Annotated in this window: 22 protein-coding genes and 1 pseudogene; 12 read left to right on the top strand and 11 right to left on the bottom strand. The window is 62.9% G+C overall.

Annotation, left to right across the window (positions count from 1 at the left end; translation table 11 throughout):
• Positions 1-79 precede the first annotated feature (79 nt).
• The 3 genes and pseudogenes from ACR2J1_RS01870 to ACR2J1_RS01860 all read right to left on the bottom strand — a co-directional run bounded on the left by ACR2J1_RS01870 (position 80) and on the right by ACR2J1_RS01860 (position 2,011).
• Complete coding sequence (locus ACR2J1_RS01870) at positions 80-1,306, bottom strand: glycosyltransferase family 4 protein (RefSeq protein WP_434017649.1); 1,227 nt, start codon at positions 1,304-1,306, stop codon at positions 80-82.
• Positions 1,307-1,518: 212 nt separating this feature from the next.
• Positions 1,519-1,794 (bottom strand): annotated as a pseudogene (locus ACR2J1_RS01865) (polysaccharide biosynthesis/export family protein); the annotation flags it as partial.
• A gap of 49 nt (positions 1,795-1,843) precedes the next feature.
• Positions 1,844-2,011, bottom strand: coding sequence for a hypothetical protein (locus ACR2J1_RS01860; protein WP_434017648.1), 168 nt, complete (start codon positions 2,009-2,011; stop codon positions 1,844-1,846).
• Between the two features lie 122 nt (positions 2,012-2,133).
• Between ACR2J1_RS01860 and ACR2J1_RS01855 the strand changes: the two genes are divergently transcribed.
• The gene (locus ACR2J1_RS01855) at positions 2,134-4,755 is read left to right on the top strand and encodes a Wzz/FepE/Etk N-terminal domain-containing protein (protein WP_434017647.1); all 2,622 of its coding nucleotides are present in this window, start codon (positions 2,134-2,136) and stop codon (positions 4,753-4,755) included.
• A gap of 53 nt (positions 4,756-4,808) precedes the next feature.
• Here ACR2J1_RS01855 and ACR2J1_RS01850 read toward each other — a convergent pair whose 3' ends face one another.
• On the bottom strand, positions 4,809-5,279 hold the full coding sequence (locus tag ACR2J1_RS01850) for a GNAT family N-acetyltransferase (protein WP_434017646.1): 471 nt from the start codon (positions 5,277-5,279) through the stop codon (positions 4,809-4,811).
• The gene (locus tag ACR2J1_RS01845; RefSeq protein ID WP_434017645.1) at positions 5,239-5,457 is read right to left on the bottom strand and encodes a hypothetical protein; all 219 of its coding nucleotides are present in this window, start codon (positions 5,455-5,457) and stop codon (positions 5,239-5,241) included. The genes ACR2J1_RS01850 and ACR2J1_RS01845 overlap by 41 nt, the downstream gene beginning before the upstream one ends.
• A gap of 602 nt (positions 5,458-6,059) precedes the next feature.
• Here ACR2J1_RS01845 and ACR2J1_RS01840 point away from each other — a divergent pair.
• Both ACR2J1_RS01840 and ACR2J1_RS01835 read left to right on the top strand, forming a co-directional pair.
• Positions 6,060-6,311, top strand: coding sequence for a hypothetical protein (locus ACR2J1_RS01840; RefSeq protein WP_434017644.1), 252 nt, complete (start codon positions 6,060-6,062; stop codon positions 6,309-6,311).
• Entirely contained in the window at positions 6,254-7,114 is an 861-nt protein-coding gene (locus tag ACR2J1_RS01835; protein WP_434017643.1) for a polysaccharide deacetylase family protein, read from the top strand. Before ACR2J1_RS01840 ends, ACR2J1_RS01835 begins: the two co-directional genes overlap by 58 nt.
• On the opposite strand, the gene ACR2J1_RS01830 is transcribed toward ACR2J1_RS01835, so the two are convergent.
• Positions 7,111-7,314: a DUF2842 domain-containing protein gene (locus ACR2J1_RS01830; protein ID WP_434017642.1), complete on the bottom strand. Its 204-nt coding sequence runs from the start codon at positions 7,312-7,314 to the stop codon at positions 7,111-7,113. The genes ACR2J1_RS01835 and ACR2J1_RS01830 overlap by 4 nt on opposite strands.
• Before the next feature lie 105 nt (positions 7,315-7,419).
• On the opposite strand from ACR2J1_RS01830, the gene ACR2J1_RS01825 reads away from it, so the two are divergent.
• Positions 7,420-8,529: a COX15/CtaA family protein gene (locus ACR2J1_RS01825; protein ID WP_434017641.1), complete on the top strand. Its 1,110-nt coding sequence runs from the start codon at positions 7,420-7,422 to the stop codon at positions 8,527-8,529.
• On the opposite strand, the gene ACR2J1_RS01820 is transcribed toward ACR2J1_RS01825, so the two are convergent.
• The 4 genes from ACR2J1_RS01820 to ACR2J1_RS01805 all read right to left on the bottom strand — a co-directional run bounded on the left by ACR2J1_RS01820 (position 8,508) and on the right by ACR2J1_RS01805 (position 11,572).
• Positions 8,508-9,794, bottom strand: a complete 1,287-nt coding sequence (locus ACR2J1_RS01820) for an O-acetylhomoserine aminocarboxypropyltransferase (RefSeq protein WP_434017655.1) — start codon at positions 9,792-9,794, stop codon at positions 8,508-8,510. The genes ACR2J1_RS01825 and ACR2J1_RS01820 overlap by 22 nt on opposite strands.
• Before the next feature lie 94 nt (positions 9,795-9,888).
• The gene (locus tag ACR2J1_RS01815) at positions 9,889-10,113 is read right to left on the bottom strand and encodes a cysteine rich repeat-containing protein (protein ID WP_434017640.1); all 225 of its coding nucleotides are present in this window, start codon (positions 10,111-10,113) and stop codon (positions 9,889-9,891) included.
• Positions 10,114-10,230: 117 nt separating this feature from the next.
• Entirely contained in the window at positions 10,231-10,752 is a 522-nt protein-coding gene (locus ACR2J1_RS01810; RefSeq protein WP_434017639.1) for a CoA-binding protein, read from the bottom strand.
• Positions 10,753-10,768: 16 nt separating this feature from the next.
• Positions 10,769-11,572, bottom strand: a complete 804-nt coding sequence (locus tag ACR2J1_RS01805; RefSeq protein WP_434017654.1) for an enoyl-CoA hydratase — start codon at positions 11,570-11,572, stop codon at positions 10,769-10,771.
• A 178-nt stretch (positions 11,573-11,750) separates the two neighbouring features.
• On the opposite strand from ACR2J1_RS01805, the gene rplM reads away from it, so the two are divergent.
• The 3 genes from rplM (at position 11,751) to argC (ending at position 13,855) form a co-directional block, all read left to right on the top strand.
• On the top strand, positions 11,751-12,215 hold the full coding sequence (gene rplM / locus ACR2J1_RS01800) for a 50S ribosomal protein L13 (protein ID WP_434017638.1): 465 nt from the start codon (positions 11,751-11,753) through the stop codon (positions 12,213-12,215).
• Positions 12,216-12,240: 25 nt separating this feature from the next.
• A complete protein-coding gene (gene rpsI / locus ACR2J1_RS01795; protein WP_434017653.1) occupies positions 12,241-12,711 on the top strand; it encodes a 30S ribosomal protein S9 in 471 nt (156 codons plus the stop codon).
• A 94-nt stretch (positions 12,712-12,805) separates the two neighbouring features.
• Complete coding sequence (gene argC / locus ACR2J1_RS01790; RefSeq protein WP_434017637.1) at positions 12,806-13,855, top strand: N-acetyl-gamma-glutamyl-phosphate reductase; 1,050 nt, start codon at positions 12,806-12,808, stop codon at positions 13,853-13,855.
• Here argC and ACR2J1_RS01785 read toward each other — a convergent pair.
• Positions 13,852-15,669, bottom strand: coding sequence for a PHA/PHB synthase family protein (locus ACR2J1_RS01785; RefSeq protein WP_434017636.1), 1,818 nt, complete (start codon positions 15,667-15,669; stop codon positions 13,852-13,854). The two genes, argC and ACR2J1_RS01785, sit on opposite strands and share 4 nt — an antisense overlap.
• Positions 15,670-15,843: 174 nt before the next feature.
• Here ACR2J1_RS01785 and ACR2J1_RS01780 point away from each other — a divergent pair, with 174 nt between their 5' ends.
• The 5 genes from ACR2J1_RS01780 (at position 15,844) to recJ (ending at position 21,717) form a co-directional block, all read left to right on the top strand.
• Positions 15,844-16,119: a hypothetical protein gene (locus ACR2J1_RS01780; protein WP_434017635.1), complete on the top strand. Its 276-nt coding sequence runs from the start codon at positions 15,844-15,846 to the stop codon at positions 16,117-16,119.
• Between the two features lie 93 nt (positions 16,120-16,212).
• Complete coding sequence (locus ACR2J1_RS01775; RefSeq protein WP_434017634.1) at positions 16,213-17,445, top strand: LL-diaminopimelate aminotransferase; 1,233 nt, start codon at positions 16,213-16,215, stop codon at positions 17,443-17,445.
• A 9-nt stretch (positions 17,446-17,454) separates the two neighbouring features.
• Positions 17,455-18,777: a homoserine dehydrogenase gene (locus tag ACR2J1_RS01770; RefSeq protein ID WP_434017633.1), complete on the top strand. Its 1,323-nt coding sequence runs from the start codon at positions 17,455-17,457 to the stop codon at positions 18,775-18,777.
• 64 nt (positions 18,778-18,841) lie between these two features.
• Positions 18,842-19,834, top strand: coding sequence for a class II fructose-bisphosphatase (gene glpX / locus ACR2J1_RS01765; RefSeq protein WP_434017652.1), 993 nt, complete (start codon positions 18,842-18,844; stop codon positions 19,832-19,834).
• 62 nt (positions 19,835-19,896) lie between these two features.
• On the top strand, positions 19,897-21,717 hold the full coding sequence (recJ, locus tag ACR2J1_RS01760) for a single-stranded-DNA-specific exonuclease RecJ (RefSeq protein ID WP_434017632.1): 1,821 nt from the start codon (positions 19,897-19,899) through the stop codon (positions 21,715-21,717).
• Positions 21,718-21,722: the final 5 nt, after the last annotated feature.

The raw sequence follows: 21,722 nt of genomic DNA, 5'->3' as shown, positions 1-21,722 counted from the left end.
CTCCCCGCTCCGACCACTTTCAGCGCTCCGCCGGCTGCAGGCCGCGCGCGCGCGGAGCCGCAGGCGATGGGCCCGCTTCTCATCCCTTCATCAAGCAGCCATTGTCGCTGCCGGGCTGAACGCTATTTCGCGGCGGCCAGCTTGATCTTGTCCGCGAAAGGATCGTTGCCTGCCGGGGCGCTGCGTCCAAGCAGGAGTCGTAAAAATCGACCACATCCCGCGTCATGATCTCGACGGTGAACTTCTCGCCCACATGCGTCTTCAGCTCTGCGGCGCGCGCCAGGAACGGCTGCGGGTCGGCGAGAAAGGCGCGCATCTGGCCCGCGAGCGCTTTGGCATCCCCCGGCGGAATCAGCGGGACGTGGGTGCCGGAGACGATCTCCGGAATGCCGCCAACATTGGTGGCGATGATGGGCATGCCCGCCGCGGCCGCCTCCAGCACGATATAAGGGAAAGACTCCGCCCGCGAGGGTACCAGGCACCGCGCCCGCGAGAAGGCGCTTTGCCTCGGCTGTGCTCCGATGAAGGACACCGTTGCTCCGAGGCGAAGTTTGCGCGCGAGCTTCTTGAAGGCGGCCTCGTCCGGCCCGCTCCCGACAACGATAGCGCGGCCGGGAAACACGTCTCTATCTGCGGCCAGCGCTTCGAGGAAGACGTCCACGCCTTTCAGGTGCCGGAGTTCGCCCACGAAGACAAAGTCGGCGGCGTCGTCTGCGAGCATCGGCTCATAGAACTCCTGCGGGTGAACGCCGTTTGGCACGATACGCACCGGGCAACGCGGCGCGCCGATAAGGTTGGTGTAGCGGCGGGACGCGAAGACGCTCTCGAAGATGAGTCCGTCGGTCAGTGGGGCCAGTCTGCGCTCGGCCGCGATATAGAGCCGGCTCAATGGCTTGGTGGGCGAAAAATGCAGGCTGCCGCCATGGGGCGTATAGATCGCCTTGATCTCGCGACCTTTGCGCTTCAGCGAGCGCACCGCGAGCCGCCCATAGGCGCCGCCTTTTGCGCCATGGCCGTGCAGAATGTCGATATCGAGCGTGTCGGCGAGGCGGGTGACGCGGCCGAGCGCGCCCCAATCGCCAAAACCCAATTGCCGCGGCATCGCGACCCGCGTGACGCCCAGCGCGCAGGCGTCTGCAAGCCGTACAAGAGCGCGGTCGTTGCCCTCTCCGGCTGCTGTCGCGTCGCAAATGACGCCGACCTCGAGCCCAAGCTCGGCCTGGTCCCGCGCCAAGTCGTAGACATGGCGAAACAGGCCCCCGATCGGTGTGCGCAGGCAATGCAGGATGCGAAGCGGAGGGCTCACGGGCTCCAGGTGCGGCGGCGTGGCAGCGATTCCACGAGCTTTAGAAGAAGCGTTCGAGCACGTAAATAGTGTCGCCGGGTTGCATGGGATAATCGGTGGGCACCATTACCGTGCTCATGACGCCGCCAATTCGCGCGTGAGGCGCACCATGCGTTTATTGGCGCGCTCGGTATAGCCTTCGGCGACCGCGACCTCCACCGTCATGCCGCCATTCACGTAAGGGAACTGCCCGGGCTTGCGCACTTCGCCGAGGATGAAGAAGGGCGGTAGCCCTCGACCTCGACCGCGACCTTCGGATCTTTGATGTATTTGCCCTTGAGCTGATTCGTGATGCTCGCGGCGAGCTCGAAGTTGGTGAGGCCGCGTGCGCGTACGGGACCGGCCAGGGCGAGCGACACGCTGCCGCTCCCGTCGACGGTGTAGAGACGTGAGAGATTGTCCTGGCCAAAAACGGTGACGCGCACGCGATCCCCGCTATCGAGGCGATAGGGTGGGTTAGGTCGGGCATCCCCGGGATCGCCGCCGTTGTGTCAGGTGTCAGCGCATGGGCTCCCCGGGCGGCGGCAGGGGTGCGGGCGTGTTGAGCGCGTGATCTGGCGTGGTCAGTCCGGGAATAGCGCCGCGCATGCAGCCGCCAAGGGTCGCGGCAAGCACGACCAGGAGGACTGCTATCTGCCAAACGCCGGACTGTCGCTTGGTTCGCATCCCGCAAGGATTAGGCACCTATAGTTAAGGAAGGCTGACAAGGCGTGTCGAAGCGGGCCTCGGCTTAAGGCTTTGGTTACGAGGCACCGCTTTAATGGAGGCCGGTCGAGGAGTTCAGTCGAGTGCGAAGAGCCCAGCCCCCATACGGCGACGCGCAGGATGTCGATCTTGCCGGCCTTGGCCGTGCCCTATGGCGCGCGAAGGGGTGGGTGCTTGGTTTTGCCGTCGGCTGCGGCATCGTCACCTTTGTCGGGCTCTCGATGGTGCGGCCGCTCTACACGTCCGAGGCGCGGGTCCTAATTCAAAATGAGGAATCGGCCTTTACCCGGCCCGCTTCGGATCAGGGCCGGGAGCAGGACCGTGCGCTGGACGAGCAGGCGGTGCAGAGCCAGGTGCAGGTGTTGACCTCGCGCGACCTTGTGCTCGAAGCCGTCAAGGCTCTCGACCTGCCGAACGACCCCGCGTTTCAGAAGGACGCGGGCGTCAATCTATTCAAGCGCATGATGCATAGTCTCGGGCTTGGTCGCGATTCGGCAAAGTCCGAGCGCGAGAAGGCGGCCGACGCCTTTGCCGAACATCTATCCGTGTTTCCGCTCGCCAAATCGAGCGTCATCGCCATCGAATACACCTCGGGCGATCCGTCGCTCGCGGCCAAGGCCGCCAACAAGCTCGCCGACGTCTATATCGAGTGGCAACGCAAGGCAAAGCTCGAGCAGACCCGCGACGCCACGGCATGGCTGCGGGTCCAAATCGACGAGATCCGCAAGAAGGTCGCCGAGTCCGAAGCCGCCGCGGAAAAATTTCGCGCGGCCCACGGCCTCTATTCGGGCGGCAACAATGTCACGCTCAATGCGCAGCAGCTTTCGGAGTTGAATAGCCAGCTCATTCTCGCCGCCGGGCAGAAATCCGAAGCCGTGGCCCGTGCGCGCCTCATCAAGACGATGCTGGACGAGAAGGGCGAGGTGGATGCCACTCCCGAAGTTCTCAATTCCGAGCTGATCAGCCGGCTGACCGAGCAGCGCGCCCAGGTGCAGCGCCAGCTTGCAAAGCTTTCCGCGACGTTGATGCCATCCCACCCCCGCATCAAGCAACTGAACTCCGAGCTTGCTGACAGTCGTGAGCAGATCCGCTTGGAGGCGACCAAGATCGTCAAGGGCCTGGAGAATGAGGCGCAGGTCGCAAGCGCGCGCGAGAGCTCGCTGCGCAAGAGCCTGAACGATGTGAAGACCCGGGGCTCCGGAATGAGCGACGCCGAGATCCAGTTGCGCGCGCTCGAGCGCGAGGCCAAGGCCAATCGCGATCTCCTGGAATCGTACCTGGCGCGGTATCAGGACGCGAGCGCGCGCCACGACGTGGGCTCGGTGCCGGCGCAAGCCGCGATCGTCTCGCGCGCCCACGCCTCGCTGCTGCCGTCCTTCCCCAAACGGCTGCCGATGACACTCCTCGCAACGCTCGCCGCTGCGTTGCTGGCGATCGCTTACATCCTCGCGCGTGAGCTGATGAGCGGGACCCCAGCCATGCCCCTGCGGGAGACCGAGCCGTCTCTTCGCGCTCCGCCGGTCCGTGCCACACCGCAAGCGCCCCGGGCCAGACTCACCCGTCAGGCCGTACAGCCACCGCAGCCGCAAACGTCCCAAGCTGCCACGCCGCCGGCTGCGGCTGCGACCGTCGCCATTCCAACTTCCGTCGCTACGATTGCCGAACCTCTATCCGAGCCTGTAGCGGCGGAGGCGGAACCAACTCTGCCGCGTGCACCCCGCGTGCGCCCGAAATGGCTAAAGGGGACTGAGATGAAGAGAGCCGAGCCACTTGCGGCGCCGACACCGTCCACGGCGCAGGCGCAACCCGCGGTGGGTCAACAAGCCGCCGGCATTTTTCAGCGCGTGCGCCAAGCATTCAAGACAGGAGATGCCGCATCGCACATGGAGAGTCCGCCCAATACAGAGGATGCGGCGATCATCGACGCCGGGATTGAAGAAGCTGTGGAGCTGCCGTCCACGCGGCCGAACGATTTGCGGCATTACCTCCAACAGAGGCTGGCTGCGTCGCATCGAGAGCCGTCCGCTGAAAGCCCGCGCCAAACCGCTCCGCGACCTTTGAAGGCCGGCAATGGCCGCATCGGGCCCATTCTCAAGTCTCTCGACGCCGTGCTCAATCACGTTGTGGCGACGGCGAACGGGGAGGCGCCTCGCGCGCTGCTCGTTTCTTCTGCCTCCCCCAAGGCAGATGCAGCGGCAGAAGCGATCGAGATCGCGCGCGGTTTTGTCGCCAAGCGCGAGCGCGTCGTACTGGTAGACCTCACCCGCAGTGCGTCCGCCGTGTCGGGCGCGCTTGGACTTCCGCGCGCGCCGGGCTTTACGGACCTGCTGGCTGGACGCGCCGGGTTTGAGGATGTGATCCGGATCGATCCCGACACCGCGCTCCAGGTCATTCCAGCCGGCAATCCGGCGATCAAGTCAGACGGCGATGAGGTCGCCCGCTTCGGCCGTCTCTTCGATGCCCTCACCAAGGCCTATGACTGCGTGGTGCTTCATGCCGACTATGACGCGGCGAAGAAGTTGAAGCCCGCGTTGCGGCTGGAATTGCCGGTGATGGTCGCCGTGCTGCCTAAGGGTGCAAGCGCCAAGGGCGGCCAAGAGGATTTGTCGGAATTCGTGCAGCTGGGTTGCCCGATCGTCGTCTACGAGCAGGATGGCAAGGGCGCGCGCTCAGGTTTCTTCGGCCGCGTCGCCGCCATGGGTTGAGCGCGCCCCTGCGCCGTCCGCCTTGCGGGCAAGCAGAGTGCGCCGGAAGCGCTTTACCAAGGGCCACAGATAGCGATTGGTTTAGATGACCCGCTTGCCCGCGCCATAACGGCGAAGGCCTGCGTCAGTATGAGACCTTGGGGCTTCAAGGCGATGAAGCTGTCGAACAGCGGTTGCGTGATCTCGCACCACTCCGTTTTGTGGCGCGCTTCGCCGACGCCCATGGCGTAAAGGGCAAGTCCCTCCTCGCAAGCTTCCTTGATCTGGTGGCGAAGGAGGAGGCCTCCGGGGGAGAAGCGCTGCACCTCGCCTTCGGCGAGCGACGACAGCGAGACGGCCATGCGGTTGTGACAGACGTTCCGCTGAACGTTGCGGCGATGTCGTCGCCGGCCTTGAGAAATCCGAGATGGAGCCTGCTGGGATTGCGCCACCTCGCGATAGAAGGCGCGCGCATGCACATCGAAGACGTCCTTGACGCCCATCTCAGCGAATTGGCGGGTCTTCTGCGCGAAGAAGACATCCATCATTCCGTTCTTTGCGGTTCAACGTGCCGCGCGAGCGCTTGCTGAAGCGCTCCTTGAAGAGGGTATCGAAGTCGCCGAGCTTGACGGCGTAGCCGCTATTGGGTGCGACTTGATGCGAAAGCTTGGCAAAGGGGTTTGGGATGCCGTCCCAGGCTTCGGGCTGGGCTGTGAGGACCATGCGCGCACTCGCGGCCAACGGCGGTCAGCAGACGGCCGATGTCGTCGGCGTTGAACCTCTCCGCGGCGTCGGGCGCGAACAATCCCATATTGTAATTGCGTGATCGTGGCCGAGCCACGACAGAACCGGCATGCCCGCCGCTTTCGCCATCTCGAACGGCCAAAGCAGAAGGGGGGCACCATCGCTTCCGTACCCGACGGCAATCACGGCTTCCCGGCCTTCCGGCCCGAGCACATGGCGCGCAATCGCGCGCGCCCAATCGTAGGTCTGGGCCGCTACACGCCGCGACGTCCTGGAGCGCCTCCCAGGTCGCCTGGAGGCTCGCCCAATCGTCGGTGAGGTGAAGCGAAATCTTGCCCGGGCTCGTATCGACGAAAATCGGGCCGCATTGCTCGAGCCTGCGTCTGGCGGACTCGGCTTCCGTGCGGAAAAGCGCAGTGGAACTCATACGCGGATACCATCCTTCACGGCCCCCGCTGGAGGACCCTACCTTCCGCTCTCTTTCGGGCGGCAATCGTTTTGCAAGGAACCGCTGTCACGATCCCTCCTTGGACGATGCCAGAGCCGGGTTAACGGTTGATGGCTGGAGGAGGAGAACGGCCGTGCAGAACGTGAAGACCGCGATGATGAAGGCGGCCATGTCGGGCCTTTACCATTCGAAGGCGCACCGGCTGCTCGCACCCTATACGCAAGGCACTGGGTTGATTTTCCCGCTGCATCAGGTGCGCCCAGAGGGGGAGGAGAAGGCGTTTGCGCCGAACCGCATCCTCGAGGTGACGCCCGATTTTCTGCTTCCGTGCTCGACCAGGTGCAGGATGCCGGCCTCGATGTCGTCTCGCTCGATGAGGCCGTGACGCGGCTGGAGGAGGGGACCGACCGCCGCTTTGTGTCCTTCACCTTCGACGACGGCTATCGCGACATTCTTGAACACGCCTACCCGCTCTTCAAGGCTCACGGCCTGCCCATGACGATCTATGTGCCGACCGACTTCCCGGACGGCAAGGGCGAGCTTTGGTGGCTGGCGCTGGAGAAGATCGTGGCGCGCGCTGAAGATGGCATCGAGCTTTGTCGCAACGGCGATCTATGGCAATTGCCCACGGGCACGGTGGCGGAGAAGCAGAGGAGCTTCGAGCAGATCTATTGGTGGCTGCGCAGTCTCGATGAGTCGACCCAGCGCCAGATCGTCAGCGTCCTTGCGGATCGTTATGGCATCGACATGGCCAAGGACTGCCGCGACCTGATCATGACGTGGGAGAGATCAGGTCGGGCGGCCGATCCACTCGTCACCATCGGCGCGCGCACGCGCGGGCACTACGCCGTCTCCAAGCTTACCCCCCTCGAGCGCCACCGAAGAGCTGGGCGGCGCGCCGGTCGCATCGAGCGTGAGCTGGGTGTGCGGCCGGAGCATTTCAGCTTCCCCTATGGCGATCCCGGCAGTGCCGGACGCCGCGAATTTGCGCTGGCGCGCGAGCTCGGCTTCAAGACCGCGGTCACGACACGAAAGGGCATGCTATTCCCCGCTCATGCAGCGCATTTAACCGCATTGCCCCGAGTTTCCCTAAATGGCGATTATCGGTCGCTGACCTATACCGCGCTCTATCTGTCCGGCGCGCCTTTCGCGCTTTGGAGCGGCTTTCAGCAGGTCAGCGCGGCTTAGTCCGGCCGCTGCATCCAGCGGATCAGAAATCCCGCAGGGGGCACCCAGAGCAGGCCTGCTGTGAGGAAATAGGCGAATTGCGCCAGCGGCGGCGCAAGCGCGATGCGGCCCGCACCGACCGCGACCGCCGCCCAGCTATAGGCGATGAGAAAGCCAAGCAGGAGAATTGTGCCGACCAGCTTTCGGGTACGCAGGCGCATTTGGGCATTTTAGCGGGACAGGGCTGCGGTAACAGCTTGGTTCTGCGGTGATTGTGGTACTAGGCCTCCATTGAGTTTGACGCCGTCGCCCGTTATCACCGGCCCATGTCGACGACCGCAGCTCCAGCCCTCCGCCGCATCGAAACACCAGCCATCAACGCGACCCACGCTCGCGCGCTCCGCATCTGGCTTAGCGTGATCGCCGCCTTGATCGTCGCGATGATCCTGGTCGGCGGCGCAACGCGGCTCACGGACTCAGGGCTTTCGATCACCGAATGGCAGCCGATCCTTGGCGCCATCCCCCCGTTGACCGAAGAGGCGTGGCGGGAGGCGTTCAAAGATTATCGAACGATCCCGGAATATACGCACGTGAACCCGGACATGACGCTGGAAGACTTCAAGTCCATCTACTGGTGGGAGTGGGCGCACAGATTTCTCGGCCGCTTCATCGGCATCGTCTTCTTCGTTCCCTTCGTCATTTTCTGGATGGCGGGATACATCCCGCGCGCGCTTCTGCCGCGTCTCGCCGGTCTCTTCCTCCTTGGCGGACTGCAAGGCGTCGTTGGCTGGTACATGGTGAAAAGCGGGCTCGTGGAACGCGTCGATGTCAGCCAGTACCGCCTTGCAGCGCATTTCGGCATCGCGGTGTTGATCTTTGGCTATACGCTTTGGCTGCTGTTCGGCCTCGGTGACAGGCGGCGCGAAGTCAAAGTACGGCCGTCGCTCGTCGCCGCCTGGATCGCAGGCCTCCTGCTCGCGCTCATCTTCCTGCAAATGTTGGCCGGCGCGCTGGTCGCCGGGCTCGACGCGGGCTTCGGCTTCAACACCTGGCCGCTCATCAACGGCGCCTTCGTACCGAGCGGCCTCGGCGAGGCGTCGCCCTGGTATCTGAACCTGTTCGAGAACCCGCTGACCGTGCAGTTCAACCACCGCATGCTCGGCTACGCGGTCGTCCTCGCCACGCTCGCGCAGCTGCTATGGTTCGCAGCGCGCACCTGGGGCTCCTCGCTTGCGATCAGCGCTTTGATCGTTGCCGGCGCCGCGCTGCTTCAGGCCACCATCGGGGTCTGGACGCTGCTGCTGAAAGTTCCGATCGAGCTTGGCCTTGCGCATCAGGCCGGCGCCATCGCGGTTTTCGCCGCGGGCATTTATCATTTCTGGATCGCGAAAGGCGCGCAAAGCGCAATCGCGCGTCAGCCCGCCGCCAAAGCCTGATCGAGATCGGCGATGATATCGCCGACATCCTCAAGACCGATCGACAAGCGAACGACATCGGGGCCGGCTCCGGCGCGCGCGCGATTCTCATCGCTGAGCTGGCGATGCGTGGTCGAGGCAGGATGGATGATCAGGCTTCGAGTATCGCCGATATTGGCGAGATGGCTGAAAAGCTTGACGTTGCCGACGAGCTTGACGCCCGCCTCATAGCCGGCCTTTAGCCCAAACGTGAAGACACCGCCGGCGCCCGTGGGGCAATAGCGCTTTGCAAGCGCGTGATACGCATTGCCGGGAAGCCCCGCATAGTTCACCCACGCCACCCTCTCGTGTTTGGACAGCCACTCCGCGACGGCAAGGGCGTTGTCGCAATGGCGTTGCATGCGCAAAGGCAACGTCTCGATCCCGGTGAGGATTAGAAAGGCATTGAAAGGTGAGATCGCGGGGCCGAGGTCGCGCAAGGCCAGCACCCGCGCGGCGATAGCGAATGCGAAATTGCCGAACGTCTCCGCCAGCGTGATGCCGTGATAGCTCTGCGTCGGCTGCGAAAGCGTCGGGTAGCGGCCGCTGGCGAGCCAGTCGAAGGTGCCGCAATCGACAATGACGCCGCCGATCGAGTTGCCATGGCCGCCAAGAAACTTCGTCAGGGAATGCACGATGATGTCCGCGCCGTATTCCTTGGGACGAAGCAAGTAGGGCGTAGCCAGCGTGTTGTCGACGATCAGCGGTACGCCGGCTTCCTTCGCTACCTTGGCGATCGCTTCGATGTCGGTGATGATGCCACCGGGATTGGCAATCGACTCTGCGAAGATCGCCTTGGTCTTCGGCGTCACCGCCGCGCGGAACGACTCCGCGTCCGTGGTGTCGGCCCAGCGCACCGTCCAGCCGCATTTCTGGAACGAATAGCCAAATTGGTTGATCGAACCGCCATAGAGCTGGCGAGCGGCAATGAACTCGTCGCCGGGCTCAAGCAAGGTGTGAAAGACGAGAAGCTGCGCCGCGTGCCCGGAGGCGACCGCGAGCGCAGCGGTGCCGCCCTCGAGCGCGGCGATGCGCTCCTCGAGCACGGCTTGCGTCGGATTCATGATGCGGGTGTAGATGTTGCCGAAGGTCTCGAGATTGAACAGCGCCGCCGCATGATCCACGTCGTCGAAGACGAAGGATGTGGTCTGATAAATCGGTGTCACGCGCGCACCCGTGGCGGGATCGGGCTGCGCGCCGGCATGAATGGCAAGCGTGTTGAAGCCGGGGGTGCGGTCGGCGGACATGGTCATTCCCTCTCTAGCGCCTCAGGTCCGGTACAATATATCTGGTAAGAGATGGCGCAGCGCTGCCGAAGCCATTTGCACCATCTTTAAATCCCTAATGGCCGTTCCTCTCAATCACCAGGTGGCACGCCTCGCTGAGCTGCTCCTTGTGCGGCGCGAGACTGACAAGCATGCGCCCATTGCCAGGCTGCACCCCTTGGCAGAATTTCTTCGCATCATCCTTGCAGGCCACCTTCTGGGCCATGGTTTGCGCAAACCCATGACCCGGCAGCGTTGCTGCGAGGCCGAACGAAAGCAATGTTACGTAAAGGGACTTCATGTCGTCTCCAGTTTCGTTGCGAATGTGTGTTGGATAGAGAGTGCCTCTGCCAAAAGGCTGGTATGACAGCCTGTACCGCCTTTCAAGATACCGTCGAACGGGCGGTCGGGCCAAACCTCAGCCATCCTTGCCGATAACGCGATGTTGCACCCCGGTTTTTGCGAGGATGGGACGTTTGCTCGACAGGAGACGTGAGTTGACGCCGGCCCAGGCGAGTTCTCCCGAAAGTCTGCCATATTCAATTTTAGGGCAGCGATTCATCACGACCTTCAGGCCTGCATCCTCAGCGAGCTTCGCGGCTTCATCGTTCCGAACACCAAGCTGCATCCAAACCACCTTGGCGTTGATGGCAATCGCATCCTTCGTGATCTCGAGGGCGGCTCCGGAGTTGCGGAAGACATCCACGATGCCGACCGCGTCCGGAATGTCGCGGAGCGAGGCGTAAACCGTCTCGCCGAGGAGGGGCTTGCCCGCCTGGCCCGGGTTGACCGGAATGACTCGAAAGCCCTTCGCCTGAAGATATTTCATGGCGAAATAGCTTGGCCGCGACGGGTTGGGGCTTGCCCCCACCATGGCGATGACGCGGTAGCCCACGAGAATGTCACGGATATACGCGTCGCTATAGGCGTCGTGGTTCATCAAGTGCAGGAGGGGCTCATACAGGCCAGCGCGGCGGGCGCTTGTCGAGAAAGGCGCCGATCCCTTCCTCTGCCTCCTCATGCAGCATGTTCTCCACCATAACGGCGGACGTATAGGCGTAAGCGTCCTCGATCGGCATTTCGATTTGCCGATAGAAGGCTTCCTTGCCGATCTTCAGGGTCGCCTTTGGCTTGCTGGCGATCATGCGGCCAAGCTCGACGGCCTCGTTCAGGCATCGATCCGGCGACACGACGCGATTGACGAGACCGAGCGCCCTGGCGTCGTTCGCATCCACCATCTCGCCGAGAAGCAACATCTCCATTGCGGCCTTGCGTGAGAGATTGCGGCTCAGCGCGACCATCGGGGTCGAGCAGAAGAGACCGATATTGACGCCCGGCGTCGCGAAGCGGGCATCGATACTCGCCACCGCCAGGTCGCAGCTCGCCACAAGCTGGCAGCCAGCTGCGGTCGCAATGCCATTGACCGCCGCGATGACGGGCTTGGGACAGCGTATGATCGCAAGCATCATGGCCGAACACGCCGCCATGGTCTTCGCAAAGAAGGCCCGCCCGCGATCCTCGTCGTTCCGGTGCGCCGTCAGTTCCTTCAGGTCGTGCCCGGACGAGAACGCGCTGCCGGCACCGGTGATGATGATGGCACGCAGATCGTCGTCTTGGCTGAGATCATTCACGCCCCGGTGCAAGGCCGCGATGAGATCTTCAGAAAGGCAGTTCCGCGCTGCCGGTCGATTGAGAGTGAGAATGCCCACTTGGCCGCGATTTTCGCGTGCGAGCAGGTCCAACTCCTCACATGATATCATTGCCATTTCTGTAGATGCCTCAAATGCATACAGCGTGGTATTATGATACCACATATTTAAACCTTTGATAAAACTTCAAAAATTTGTCTCGCTTGACCAAGCTCAACGAAGCCGGTAGGAACCGCCCTTCGGTCCAACGCGGCCGCTCTTAATCGATGTAAAGCCAAGAACCAAATTCATGAAGACCTATTCGGCCACACCCAAGGACATCGAGAAGTCCTGGATCCTTATCGACGCGACCGGTCTCGTCGTCGGCAGGCTTGCGACCGTGATCGCGACCATGCTTCGCGGCAAGCATCTGCCGACGTTCACGCCCCATATCGATTGCGGGGACAATGTGATCGTAATCAACGCCGACAAGGTCGTGTTCACGGGCAACAAGCGCGCCGACAAGGTCTATTACTGGCATACAGGTTATCCCGGCGGCATCAAAGAGCGCACCGCCGAGAAGACCCTCGACGGAAGGCATCCCGAGCGTGTGCTGCAAAAGGCAGTGGAACGGATGTTGCCGCGCGGACCGCTTGGCCGCAGGCAGATGAAGAATCTGCGCGTGTACGCGGGTGCAGAGCATCCGCATGAGGCCCAAAACCCGCAGACGCTCGATGTGGCTGCTCTGAACAGCAAGAACGTAAGGAGCGCCTAGAGCCATGGCCGCCAACACCGACGTGATGACACTCGAAGATCTCGGCACCGCCCGTGGCGACGCTGCTGCTACTCCGCAAGCGCGCGTCTATGAGAAGAAGGTCGACGCGCAGGGCCGTTCCTATGCCACCGGCAAGCGCAAGGACGCCGTTGCGCGCGTTTGGTTGAAGCCGGGTGGCGGTCGCATCACCGTCAACGGCAGGGACCACGTCACCTATTTCGCGCGGCCCGTCCTCCAGATGATTTTGAAGCAGCCGATCGTTGCCTCCAAGCGCGAAGGCCAGTTCGATGTCGTCTGCACGGTTAAGGGCGGCGGCCTTTCCGGTCAGGCCGGCGCCGTCCGTCACGGCATCTCCATTGCGCTCACGCGCTTCGAGCCGGAGCTTCGCTCAGTCTTGAAGAAGGGCGGCTTCCTGACCCGCGACTCGCGCGTGGTCGAGCGCAAGAAGTATGGCAAGGCCAAGGCGCGAAAGAGCTTCCAGTTCTCGAAGCGCTAGCGCGGAAGAGCCGCAAGGCTCACGCTCCGTCCTTTTCTAAACTCTCGAATTCCGTTAAGCCCGCGTGGAAGCGCGGAGCCTCATTGCATTCATCATGGCGAATACCAGCAAGATCAGAGCGGCAGTTCTCGGCGCCTCGGGTTACACCGGCGCCGACCTCGTCAGGCTTGCCGCGCGTCACCCTGCCATCGCTATCACCGCGCTGGTTGCCAAGGGGCATGCCGGCCAGAGTTTGGCGCAAGTGTTCCCGCATCTCGGCAGCCTCGATTTGCCCGCGCTCGTCACCTCGGACGAGGTCGATTGGAGTGCAGTCGATGTGGTGTTCGGCGGACTGCCGCATGGCACCGCGCATAGCGAGATCGCCAAGCTGCCGGACAGCGTCAAGGTCATCGACATGTCGGCGGACTTCCGACTGCGGGATGCTGCCAGCTATGCCGAGTGGTATGGCGGCGAGCATGGCGCACCTCACCTTTTGAAGGGCGCCGTCTACGGCCTAACGGAGCATTATCGCGACGCCATCAAGGGCGCACGCCTCGTTGCCTGCCCGGGCTGCTATCCGACCGGCGTGCTGCTCGCGTTGCTCCCGCTCGCCAAAGCCAAGCTCATCACAACTGACGACCTGATCATCGATGCGAAATCGGGGGTATCAGGTGCAGGCCGTACGCTGAAGCAGAACATTCTTTTTTCCGAGGCAGGCGAGGGGCTCTCGCCCTACGGCATCGGCAGCCATAGGCACCTGCCGGAGATCGAGCAGGAATTGGGTCTCGCCGCGGGTTCGGCAGTGACCGTCAACTTCACGCCGCATCTGGCGCCCATGAGCCGGGGCGAGCTTTGCACCTGCTATGTGCGGCTTGCCGGCCAGGCAACTGCGCCCGGTCTCCGCAACGCGCTTGTCACGGCCTATGCTGACAATCCCTTCGTCCATGTCGTCGCGGAGGGCGTGATTCCGGCCACCCAGCACGTGCGCGGCTCGAACTTCTGCCATATCGGCGTCTTCGCCGACCGGCTTCAGGGTCGCGCCATCGTGGTCTCGGCCATCGACAATCTGGTGAAGGGCTCTGCCGGCCAGGCGCTGCAGAACTTCAACGTCATGCACGGCCTCGACGAAACGCTCGGCCTGGAGCAGCTGCCCCTGTTTCCTTAAGCCTCGTCCTTGCTCCGCACGTAAGACCCAGGCGCATCCTCGATCGGTGCCAATGGCCCGGAGGACGGATCTCGGGGCGGGACTTTCTGTCCCGAGTGATCGGCAAGCCACTTCCCCCAATCCGGCCACCACGACCCAGGCGCCTCGGTAGCGCGGCCGATCCAGTCTTGCAGCGTGCCTGCCGGATCGCCGGTCCAGAACTGATACTTCTTCTTGGTTGGCGGGTTGATCACGCCGGCGATGTGGCCGGATCCTGCAAGCACGAAGCGCACCTGGCCGCCGAACAGTTTGGAGCCGATAAACACGGACTCAGCGGGCGCGATGTGATCTTCCTTGGTGGCAAGCTCGTAGATTGGAATCTTGATCTTCGAGAGGTCGAGCGGGATGCCGCCAAGCTCCATCTCGCCCTTGGCCAATCGGTTGAGATGATAAAATTCACGCAGATAGAAAGCATGATTGGCAGCAGACAGCCGCGTTGAATCGGAGTTCCAATAAAGCAGGTCGAACGGGAAGGGCTTCTTACCGAGCAGATAATTGTTCACGACGTAAGGCCAGATCAGATCGCGTGGCCGGAGCATGTTGAACACGGCCGCCATCCGCGAACCGTCGAGATAGCCGTGCTCCGCCATCATCTCTTCCAACGCCTTCAACTGCGTATCGTCGATGAAGACGAGAAGGTCGCCGGCCTCGCTGAAATCCACTTGCGCGGCAAGAAACGTCACCGACGAAATCCGGTCGTCGCCCTTGGCGGCCATATAAGCCAGGGTCGAGGCGAGGAGCGTGCCGCCGACGCAATAACCAAGCGCATTGATCGAGCGGATGCCGAATTGCCGGTTGATCGCTCCGATGGCGGCGAGAATGCCGTCCTGCATGTAGTCCTCGAAGGTCTTCACCGCGAGACGCGTGTCGGGGTTCACCCAGGAGACCAAGAACACGGTGAAGCCTTGATCCACGGCCCATTTTACGAAGGACTTCTCTTGGACGAGATCGAGGATGTAGTATTTGTTGATCCAAGGCGGCACGATAAGGAGAGGCTTCTCATACACCTCGCCCGTCGTCGGCATATATTGAATAAGCTGGATCAACTCATTCTGAAACACGACCTTTCCGGGCGTGATCGCAAGGTTGCGCCCGACCTCGAACGCGGACAGATCAGTCTGGCTGATTCGCAATAGATCTTTCGACTGCCCCAAATCCTCGGCGAGATGCTGCATGCCTCGGACGAGGTTTTCGGCGTTGGTTGCGATCGTGGCGCGCAACACCTCGGGATTGGTGAGAGCGAAGTTAGATGGCGATAGCGCCGCGAGCGTCTGATTGAGATAGAACAACGCCTTCTTGCGCGTCTTATCGTCGACGCCTTGCGTGTTGCGGGTGACGTCTTCCGCCCAGCGCGAGGTGATAAGATAGGACTGTTTCCAGAAATCGAAGAACTGGCTGTTGGACCAGTCCGGGTCCTTGAAACGGTTGTCGCCGGGCTCGGGCTCGACCACCGGCTTGACGTCTTCGCCAAGCATGCGGCGGAAAGAGCGGCCCCAAAGCTCCGCGTGGTCCTTGAACAGCTCTCCTTGCGCGGCCGCAAGCTTGCCTGGCTCGCTGATCCAGTGCTGCGCGATTTCGCCCAGCGACTTTGCCGCTTCGCTGACTTCGGAGGAGACGCTGTACGGGCCATCGCCGTTTGATCGCTCTGCGAGCGTGGCGACGACCTTGGCCCCCTGGTCGAACAACCGCATCATATTACGAGCTAGCGTCTCGAACTGGTTTCCGGCGTAATCCTCGGTTGCGACCTCTTTGGAACCGTCGCTCTTCTCCTGCATCGAGTTGCCCTTATTTTACCACTGCTTAATCACACGCTCGCCAATGTGCAAAAGCAGCAGAGTCCCCTGCGTCGACTTCCAGCAAAACGCTATTGTGCTATGCAATATAACAATCAGTCCTCTGTGCCAATCGCGTGAAATGTCCCACCAACTTGAACGGGGCTTGAGTTGCGCATGCCGTTTAGACCCGCAAGTCTCCTTCTTGCTGCGCTAATCCCGCTTTTCTTAAGCGGCTGCGCCGATTCTCTGACCACGGGCAAGTCCCTGTCCCGGTTCACGGACCTGGTTCGCTATGACAAGACCATGACCAAGGAAGAGCAGAAGGCCGCGATCGCCGAACTTCAGGAAGAGCAGGCGCGGGCCAAGCAAGACGGCAAGGCGGTTAAGCCGGCCGCAACACCGACTGAATCGACCGCGCCGGCCGCCAAAACGGCGCAAAAGCAAAACTAACACACGCAAAGGAGCGGCTTGCTCGGGGGTCGCCTTCTGTGGTTCAAGTGCCGTATCCTCGTTTGGGGGTTCTGGGCGGGGTGGACGAACGGTGTGAATAACGATTTCCACAGGATTAAGCGGCTACCGCCTTACGTCTTTGAGCAGGTCAACAAGCTCAAGGCGCAGGCGCGCGCGCGCGGCGATGACATCATCGATTTCGGTATGGGCAACCCCGACATGCCCACGCCGTCGCACATCGTGCAAAAGCTGGTCGAAACGATCAACGATCCCCGCACCAATCGCTACTCAGCCTCGCGCGGAATTCCCGGTCTCCGCAAGGCGCAAGCCGCCTATTACGACCGCCGCTTCGGTGTGAAGCTCAACCCTGATACGCAGATCGTGGCAACGCTCGGCTCCAAGGAAGGCTTCGCCAATGTCGCGCAAGCCATCACCGCCCCGGGGGACGTCATCTTGGTCCCGAACCCGACTTATCCCATCCACGAATTCGGCTTTATCATGTCGGGCGGGGTTATCCGGCACCTTCCGGCGCGGACCGATTCCCAATTCATGACCTCGTTCGACAAGGCGGTGCGCCATTCGGTTCCGAAGCCGTCGGCGCTTGTGCTCAATTATCCGTCCAATCCGACCGCGATCGTGGCCGATCTCGACTTCTATCGGGAGGTCGTTGCGTTCGCGAAGAAGCATGACCTGCTTGTGTTGTCCGACCTCGCCTACGCCGAGATCTATTTCGAGGGACCGCCACCGCCGTCGATCCTTGAGGTCGAGGGCGCGTTGGACATCGCCGTCGAGTTCACGTCCCTGTCCAAGACCTATGCCATGCCCGGCTGGCGCATGGGCTTCGCCGTCGGCAACGAGCGCCTGATCCAGGCCCTCACGCGGGTCAAGTCCTATCTCGACTATGGCGCCTTTACGCCGATCCAGGTTGCCGCCGCCGCCGCGCTCAACGGGCCGCAGGACTGCATCGACGAGATCCGCGACATCTATCGCCGCCGCCGCGACTGCCTTGTCGATTCCCTGACGCGGGCCGGCTGGCCCATCCCGTCACCGCCGGCGACCATGTTCGCCTGGGCGTCAATCCCTGAGATGTTTGCTCATCTCGGTTCGCTCGAATTTTCCAAGCTCGTCCTGGAGAAGGCGGGCGTTGCAGTATCCCCTGGCGTCGGCTTCGGCGAATATGGCGAGGGCTATGTCCGCATTGCTCTCGTGGAGAACGAGCAGCGCATTCGCCAGGCCGCGCGCAACATCCGTAAGTTTCTGGCCGAACAGGCCCAAAGTCTGCACAACGTCATTCCCATTGCCTCCAAGGCGAATCGGACGTTCTGATCCCTTCCTATGACGGATCGTTTGAAACTAGGACTAGCCGGCCTCGGCACGGTCGGAAGCGGTCTGGTGCGGCTCATGGCGGCACGAGGGTCCTCGCTCGCGTCGAGGGCTGGTAAGCCGATCGAAATTGTTGCCGTGTCGGCGCGGAACAAACGTAAGAAGCGCGACGTCGACATCTCCCAATTTCGTTTTGTCGGCGATCCTGTCGCGCTCGCCCGGGATCCCGAGATCGACGTCTTTGTCGAACTAATCGGCGGGGAGGGCGGTGTCGCCAAGGAAGCTGTCGAGGCAGCGCTTAAGGCCGGCAAGCATGTCGTGACCGCGAACAAGGCGCTGCTTGCCCATCATGGCGCAAGCCTCGCTGCGCTCGCTGAGAAACATGGCGTCGCCCTAAATTTTGAAGCGGCGGTCGCCGGCGGCATTCCCGTCGTCAAAGTGATGCGCGAGAGCCTCAAGGGCAGCGACATCTCCCGCGTCTACGGCATTCTCAACGGCACCTGCAATTACATCCTGACGCTGATGGAACGCGAGGGGCGGAGTTTCGCCGAAGCTCTGAAGGAGGCGCAAGCGGAGGGTTATGCCGAGGCCGACCCAGGCTTCGATATCGGCGGCTTCGACACCGCGCACAAACTCGCCCTCCTGACGAGCCTCGCCTTCGGCACGCGGCCAGCGTTCGAATCCGTCTATGTGGAAGGCATCGAGACCATCGCGCCTGCAGACATCGAGGCCGCTGACGGTCTCGGCTACCGCATCAAGCTCCTTGGCGTGGCGCTACGCACCGAAAGCGGCATCGAGCAGCGCGTGCATCCCACCATGGTGCCAAAGGAGACGGCCATCGCCGAGGTCGACGGCGTTTCCAACTGTGTCGCCATCGACGGGGATTTTGTCGGAGACGTTATGCTCATCGGCCCGGGTGCCGGCGCGGGCCCCACGGCGTCCTCCGTGATGAGCGACCTGCTCGATATCGCCCGCAACCATATTCTGGCGCCGTTCGCCACGAAGGCGAAGGACCTCATGCCGTATAAGAAAGCCCAGATGCGAACGCATGAAGGCGGATATTACATCCGCCTGTCGGTGTTTGACCGCACCGGGGCTTTTGCCGCGATCGCCACCCGTATGGCGGATCAGGGGATCTCGCTCGAGAGCATCGTCCAGCGGCTCGCTTCCGCGGAGCTTCCAGGCGTGCATCGCCGCCGCGAGGGCACGCCTGCCACCGTGGTCATGATCACGCACCAGACCACGGAAGCCGCCATTCGCAAGGCTTTGCAAAGCATCGCGCGCGACGGCCACGTCGAGGCCAAGCCGCAGATGATCCGGATCGAAAAACTGTGATAAGAATGTGCTAGCTGGAAGACGCGAGGTTCAACATCGCGGCCCCAGGAGGAGGCAGGACGTGTTGCAGGCTGCGGCCAGGACCGGGCTCGACCGCACTCTTGCGCTTGATATTGTGCGCGTCACCGAGGCGACCGCCATAGCCGCCGCGCGGTTACGAGGACGCGGCGATGAAGCTGCCGCCGACGCGGCCGCCGCCAACGCCATGCATCGCGAACTCACCCGCCTTCCCATCGAAGGCGTCGTCGTCGTCGGGGAGGGCGAGGAGAACGAGGCGCCGGTCCTTTTTATCGGCGAGACGATTGGCGATCGCGATCACGTCGGCCTTCAGGTCGACCTCGCCGTGGATCCGCTAGAAGGCTCCACCCTCTGCGCCAAGGCGCTACCCAATGCTCTCTCCGTCGTGGCGATCGCCGAACGCGGCGGTCTGCTTAAGGTCCCCACGATCTACATGGACAAGATTGCCATCGGTCCGGGCTATCCCGAGGGCGTGGTCGATCTCGACGCAAGCCCCGGGGACAATTTGCGCGCTCTCGCGAAGGCGAAGGGCGTGGCGGTCGCCGAGCTCACCGCCTGTCTTCTCGATCGTCCCCGTCATGCCAAGCTCATCGAGGAGTTGCGGGCGTCAGGCGCCGCGTTGCGGTTGATCGGCGACGGCGATATCGCCGGCGTGATTCACACCACCGACCCCGAAAATACCGGGATAGACATCTATATGGGCGTCGGCGGCGCTCCCGAAGGAATACTCGCCGCCGCGGCGCTCGCCTGCACCGGAGGTCAGATTCAGGGGCGGCTCTGCGCCACCAACGAGCAGCAGCGCGCCCGCGCCGATGCGGCCGAGATCGATGATCTCAACCGCAAATACACCCTTGCGGACATGGTGTCGGGCGACGTCAGCATCACTGCCACCGGCATTACCGATGGCTCGCTTCTCGAAGGCGTTCGCTTCGGGAAGAATGAGATATTCACCCATACCGTGGTGATGCGCGCGTCGACCGGCACGGTGCGTTGGATCCGCACGAAACGTGCGGACAAGCTAGCCAGCACCGAAAGCTAGGGAGCGAATCAGCTAAACTTGTCGCCAAGATCAGGAACCTTGAGACAAGTAGGCATCCCGGCGTGACGGCGGCTTTCAGTTATAAGTTTGAGGATGCACCTGCACTCCTCGGCGTGCAGCGTTCCGCGCGCGGTTACCGCTGGATCGAAAGGCTCGACTCCGGGCTCTCGCTGGTGGCAACCGCCATTGCCCAGGCGAACGGGCTACCGGAGCTTCTGGGGCGCATTCTCGCCGCGCGCGGCGCCGACAGCCAGACCGCCTCCCGGTATCTCGATCCCGCGCTGCGCACTCTTCTGCCCGACCCTGCAACGCTGCAGGACATGGACAAGGCTGCAAACCGTCTCGCGGATGCGATCCGCAACCGTGAGCCTGTCGCCGTCTTCGGCGACTACGATGTGGATGGCGCCGCCTCGGTGGCGCTGATCGAGCGGTTCCTTCGCGCGCACGGCCAGGGGGTCACGACCTATATCCCCGACCGCTTGACCGAGGGTTATGGCCCGAGCCCGGCTGCACTGGAGGGGTTGGTCCAGCAAGGCGCGACCCTCATCCTGACGGTCGATTGCGGCACCGGCGCCGACACGGCGATCGCTGCGGCACAAATGGCGGGGGGGGAGGTGATCGTCATCGATCATCACCAGGCTGACGAGGCGCTGCCCCCGGCCACGGCCATCGTCAATCCCAACCGTCAGGACGACCTCTCGGGGCAAGGGCATCTCGCTGCGGCGGGACTCGTCTTCTTGTTTCTCGTGGCGACGACGAGGGCTCTGCGGCACGGCGGTTACTACCAGGGTCAGGCCGAACCGGACCTGCTGGGGCTGCTCGATCTCGTAGCACTCGCCACGGTTTGCGATGTGGTGCCTTTCATCGGCGTCAATCGCGCGTTCGTGGCCAAGGGACTGGCGGTCCTGCGCCTTCGTCACAATGCCGGATTGCGCGCCCTGGCCGACGCAGCGCGCGTCGACACTGCGCCAAGCTGCTACACGCTCGGTTTCATTCTCGGCCCGCGAATCAATGCCGGTGGCAGGATCGGCGCACCGGGTCTCGGCGCCAAGCTGCTCGCCTGCGATGACGAGGTCGAGGCGCGGGGCATCGCGGCGAAGCTCGAGACGCTCAACACCGAGCGCAAAGCCATCGAGCAGACCATGTTGGAGGAGGCCTACACGGCCGCGGACAACTTGCTCGCGTCGGATCCAGACCGGCCGTCGATCTTTCTCGGTGTGGAGCGCTGGCATAAGGGCTTGCTCGGCCTCGTTGCCGGGCGCATTACCGAGCGCTTCGCGCGTCCGGCTTTCGTCGTTTCATGGGAGCCAGATGGATCGGGGACCGGCTCTGCCCGCTCTATTGCCTCCGTCGATCTCGGCGCGGCCATCAGGGCAGCCGTTCATGCCGGACTGCTCGTAAAGGGTGGCGGCCATGCGATGGCGGCAGGCTTCAAGCTGGAGCGCAGCAAGCAAGCTTCGTTCCTCGACTTTCTGACGGATCGCATCGCAGCGCCGGTCGCCACGGCGCAATTCACGCGTCAGCTCAAGCTCGACGGCGTCATGTCCGCGAAGGGTGCCTCGAAGGACCTGCTTACCTTGCTCGATCGTGCGGGCCCCTACGGACCGCGACATCCCGAACCGCGTTTCGTGTTTCCGTCTCACCGCATAAGCCGTGTTCGCCTCCTGAAGGACACCCACATTCGCTGCACGCTCCAGTCGTCGGACGGCGCGCGCCTCGAGGCGTGTGCCTTCCGCGTCGGTGAGACACCGCTGGCGGAGCTTCTCTTAAAGAACGGAGGCCTGACCCTGCACATCGCAGGTCGGCTGCGACCGACGAGCTGGAACGGCCGCGAGGGCGTGGAGCTCCTCATCGACGACGCCGCCGAGGCGAACGGAGCGTAAACACC

Source organism: Methyloceanibacter sp. (genome assembly GCF_050999895.1).
In the GTDB taxonomy this organism is placed as follows: domain Bacteria; phylum Pseudomonadota; class Alphaproteobacteria; order Rhizobiales; family Methyloligellaceae; genus Methyloceanibacter.
This window is presented reverse-complemented; position numbering and strand designations above follow the sequence as displayed.

Excerpts from the sequence above, each read along its gene's own strand:
- ACR2J1_RS01860 (WP_434017648.1), bottom strand. The coding sequence starts at position 2,011 with ATGCGAACCAAGCGACAGTCCGGCGTTTGGCAGATAGCAGTCCTCCTG.
- ACR2J1_RS01850 (WP_434017646.1), bottom strand. The coding sequence starts at position 5,279 with ATGGATGTCTTCTTCGCGCAGAAGACCCGCCAATTCGCTGAGATGGGC.
- ACR2J1_RS01845 (WP_434017645.1), bottom strand. The coding sequence starts at position 5,457 with ATGGTCCTCACAGCCCAGCCCGAAGCCTGGGACGGCATCCCAAACCCC.
- ACR2J1_RS01830 (WP_434017642.1), bottom strand. The coding sequence starts at position 7,314 with ATGCGCCTGCGTACCCGAAAGCTGGTCGGCACAATTCTCCTGCTTGGC.
- ACR2J1_RS01825 (WP_434017641.1), top strand. The coding sequence starts at position 7,420 with ATGTCGACGACCGCAGCTCCAGCCCTCCGCCGCATCGAAACACCAGCC.
- ACR2J1_RS01820 (WP_434017655.1), bottom strand. The coding sequence starts at position 9,794 with ATGTCCGCCGACCGCACCCCCGGCTTCAACACGCTTGCCATTCATGCC.
- ACR2J1_RS01815 (WP_434017640.1), bottom strand. The coding sequence starts at position 10,113 with ATGAAGTCCCTTTACGTAACATTGCTTTCGTTCGGCCTCGCAGCAACG.
- ACR2J1_RS01810 (WP_434017639.1), bottom strand. The coding sequence starts at position 10,752 with ATGAACCACGACGCCTATAGCGACGCGTATATCCGTGACATTCTCGTG.
- ACR2J1_RS01805 (WP_434017654.1), bottom strand. The coding sequence starts at position 11,572 with ATGATATCATGTGAGGAGTTGGACCTGCTCGCACGCGAAAATCGCGGC.
- rplM (WP_434017638.1), top strand. The coding sequence starts at position 11,751 with ATGAAGACCTATTCGGCCACACCCAAGGACATCGAGAAGTCCTGGATC.
- rpsI (WP_434017653.1), top strand. The coding sequence starts at position 12,241 with ATGACACTCGAAGATCTCGGCACCGCCCGTGGCGACGCTGCTGCTACT.
- argC (WP_434017637.1), top strand. The coding sequence starts at position 12,806 with ATGGCGAATACCAGCAAGATCAGAGCGGCAGTTCTCGGCGCCTCGGGT.
- ACR2J1_RS01785 (WP_434017636.1), bottom strand. The coding sequence starts at position 15,669 with ATGCAGGAGAAGAGCGACGGTTCCAAAGAGGTCGCAACCGAGGATTAC.
- ACR2J1_RS01780 (WP_434017635.1), top strand. The coding sequence starts at position 15,844 with ATGCCGTTTAGACCCGCAAGTCTCCTTCTTGCTGCGCTAATCCCGCTT.
- ACR2J1_RS01770 (WP_434017633.1), top strand. The coding sequence starts at position 17,455 with ATGACGGATCGTTTGAAACTAGGACTAGCCGGCCTCGGCACGGTCGGA.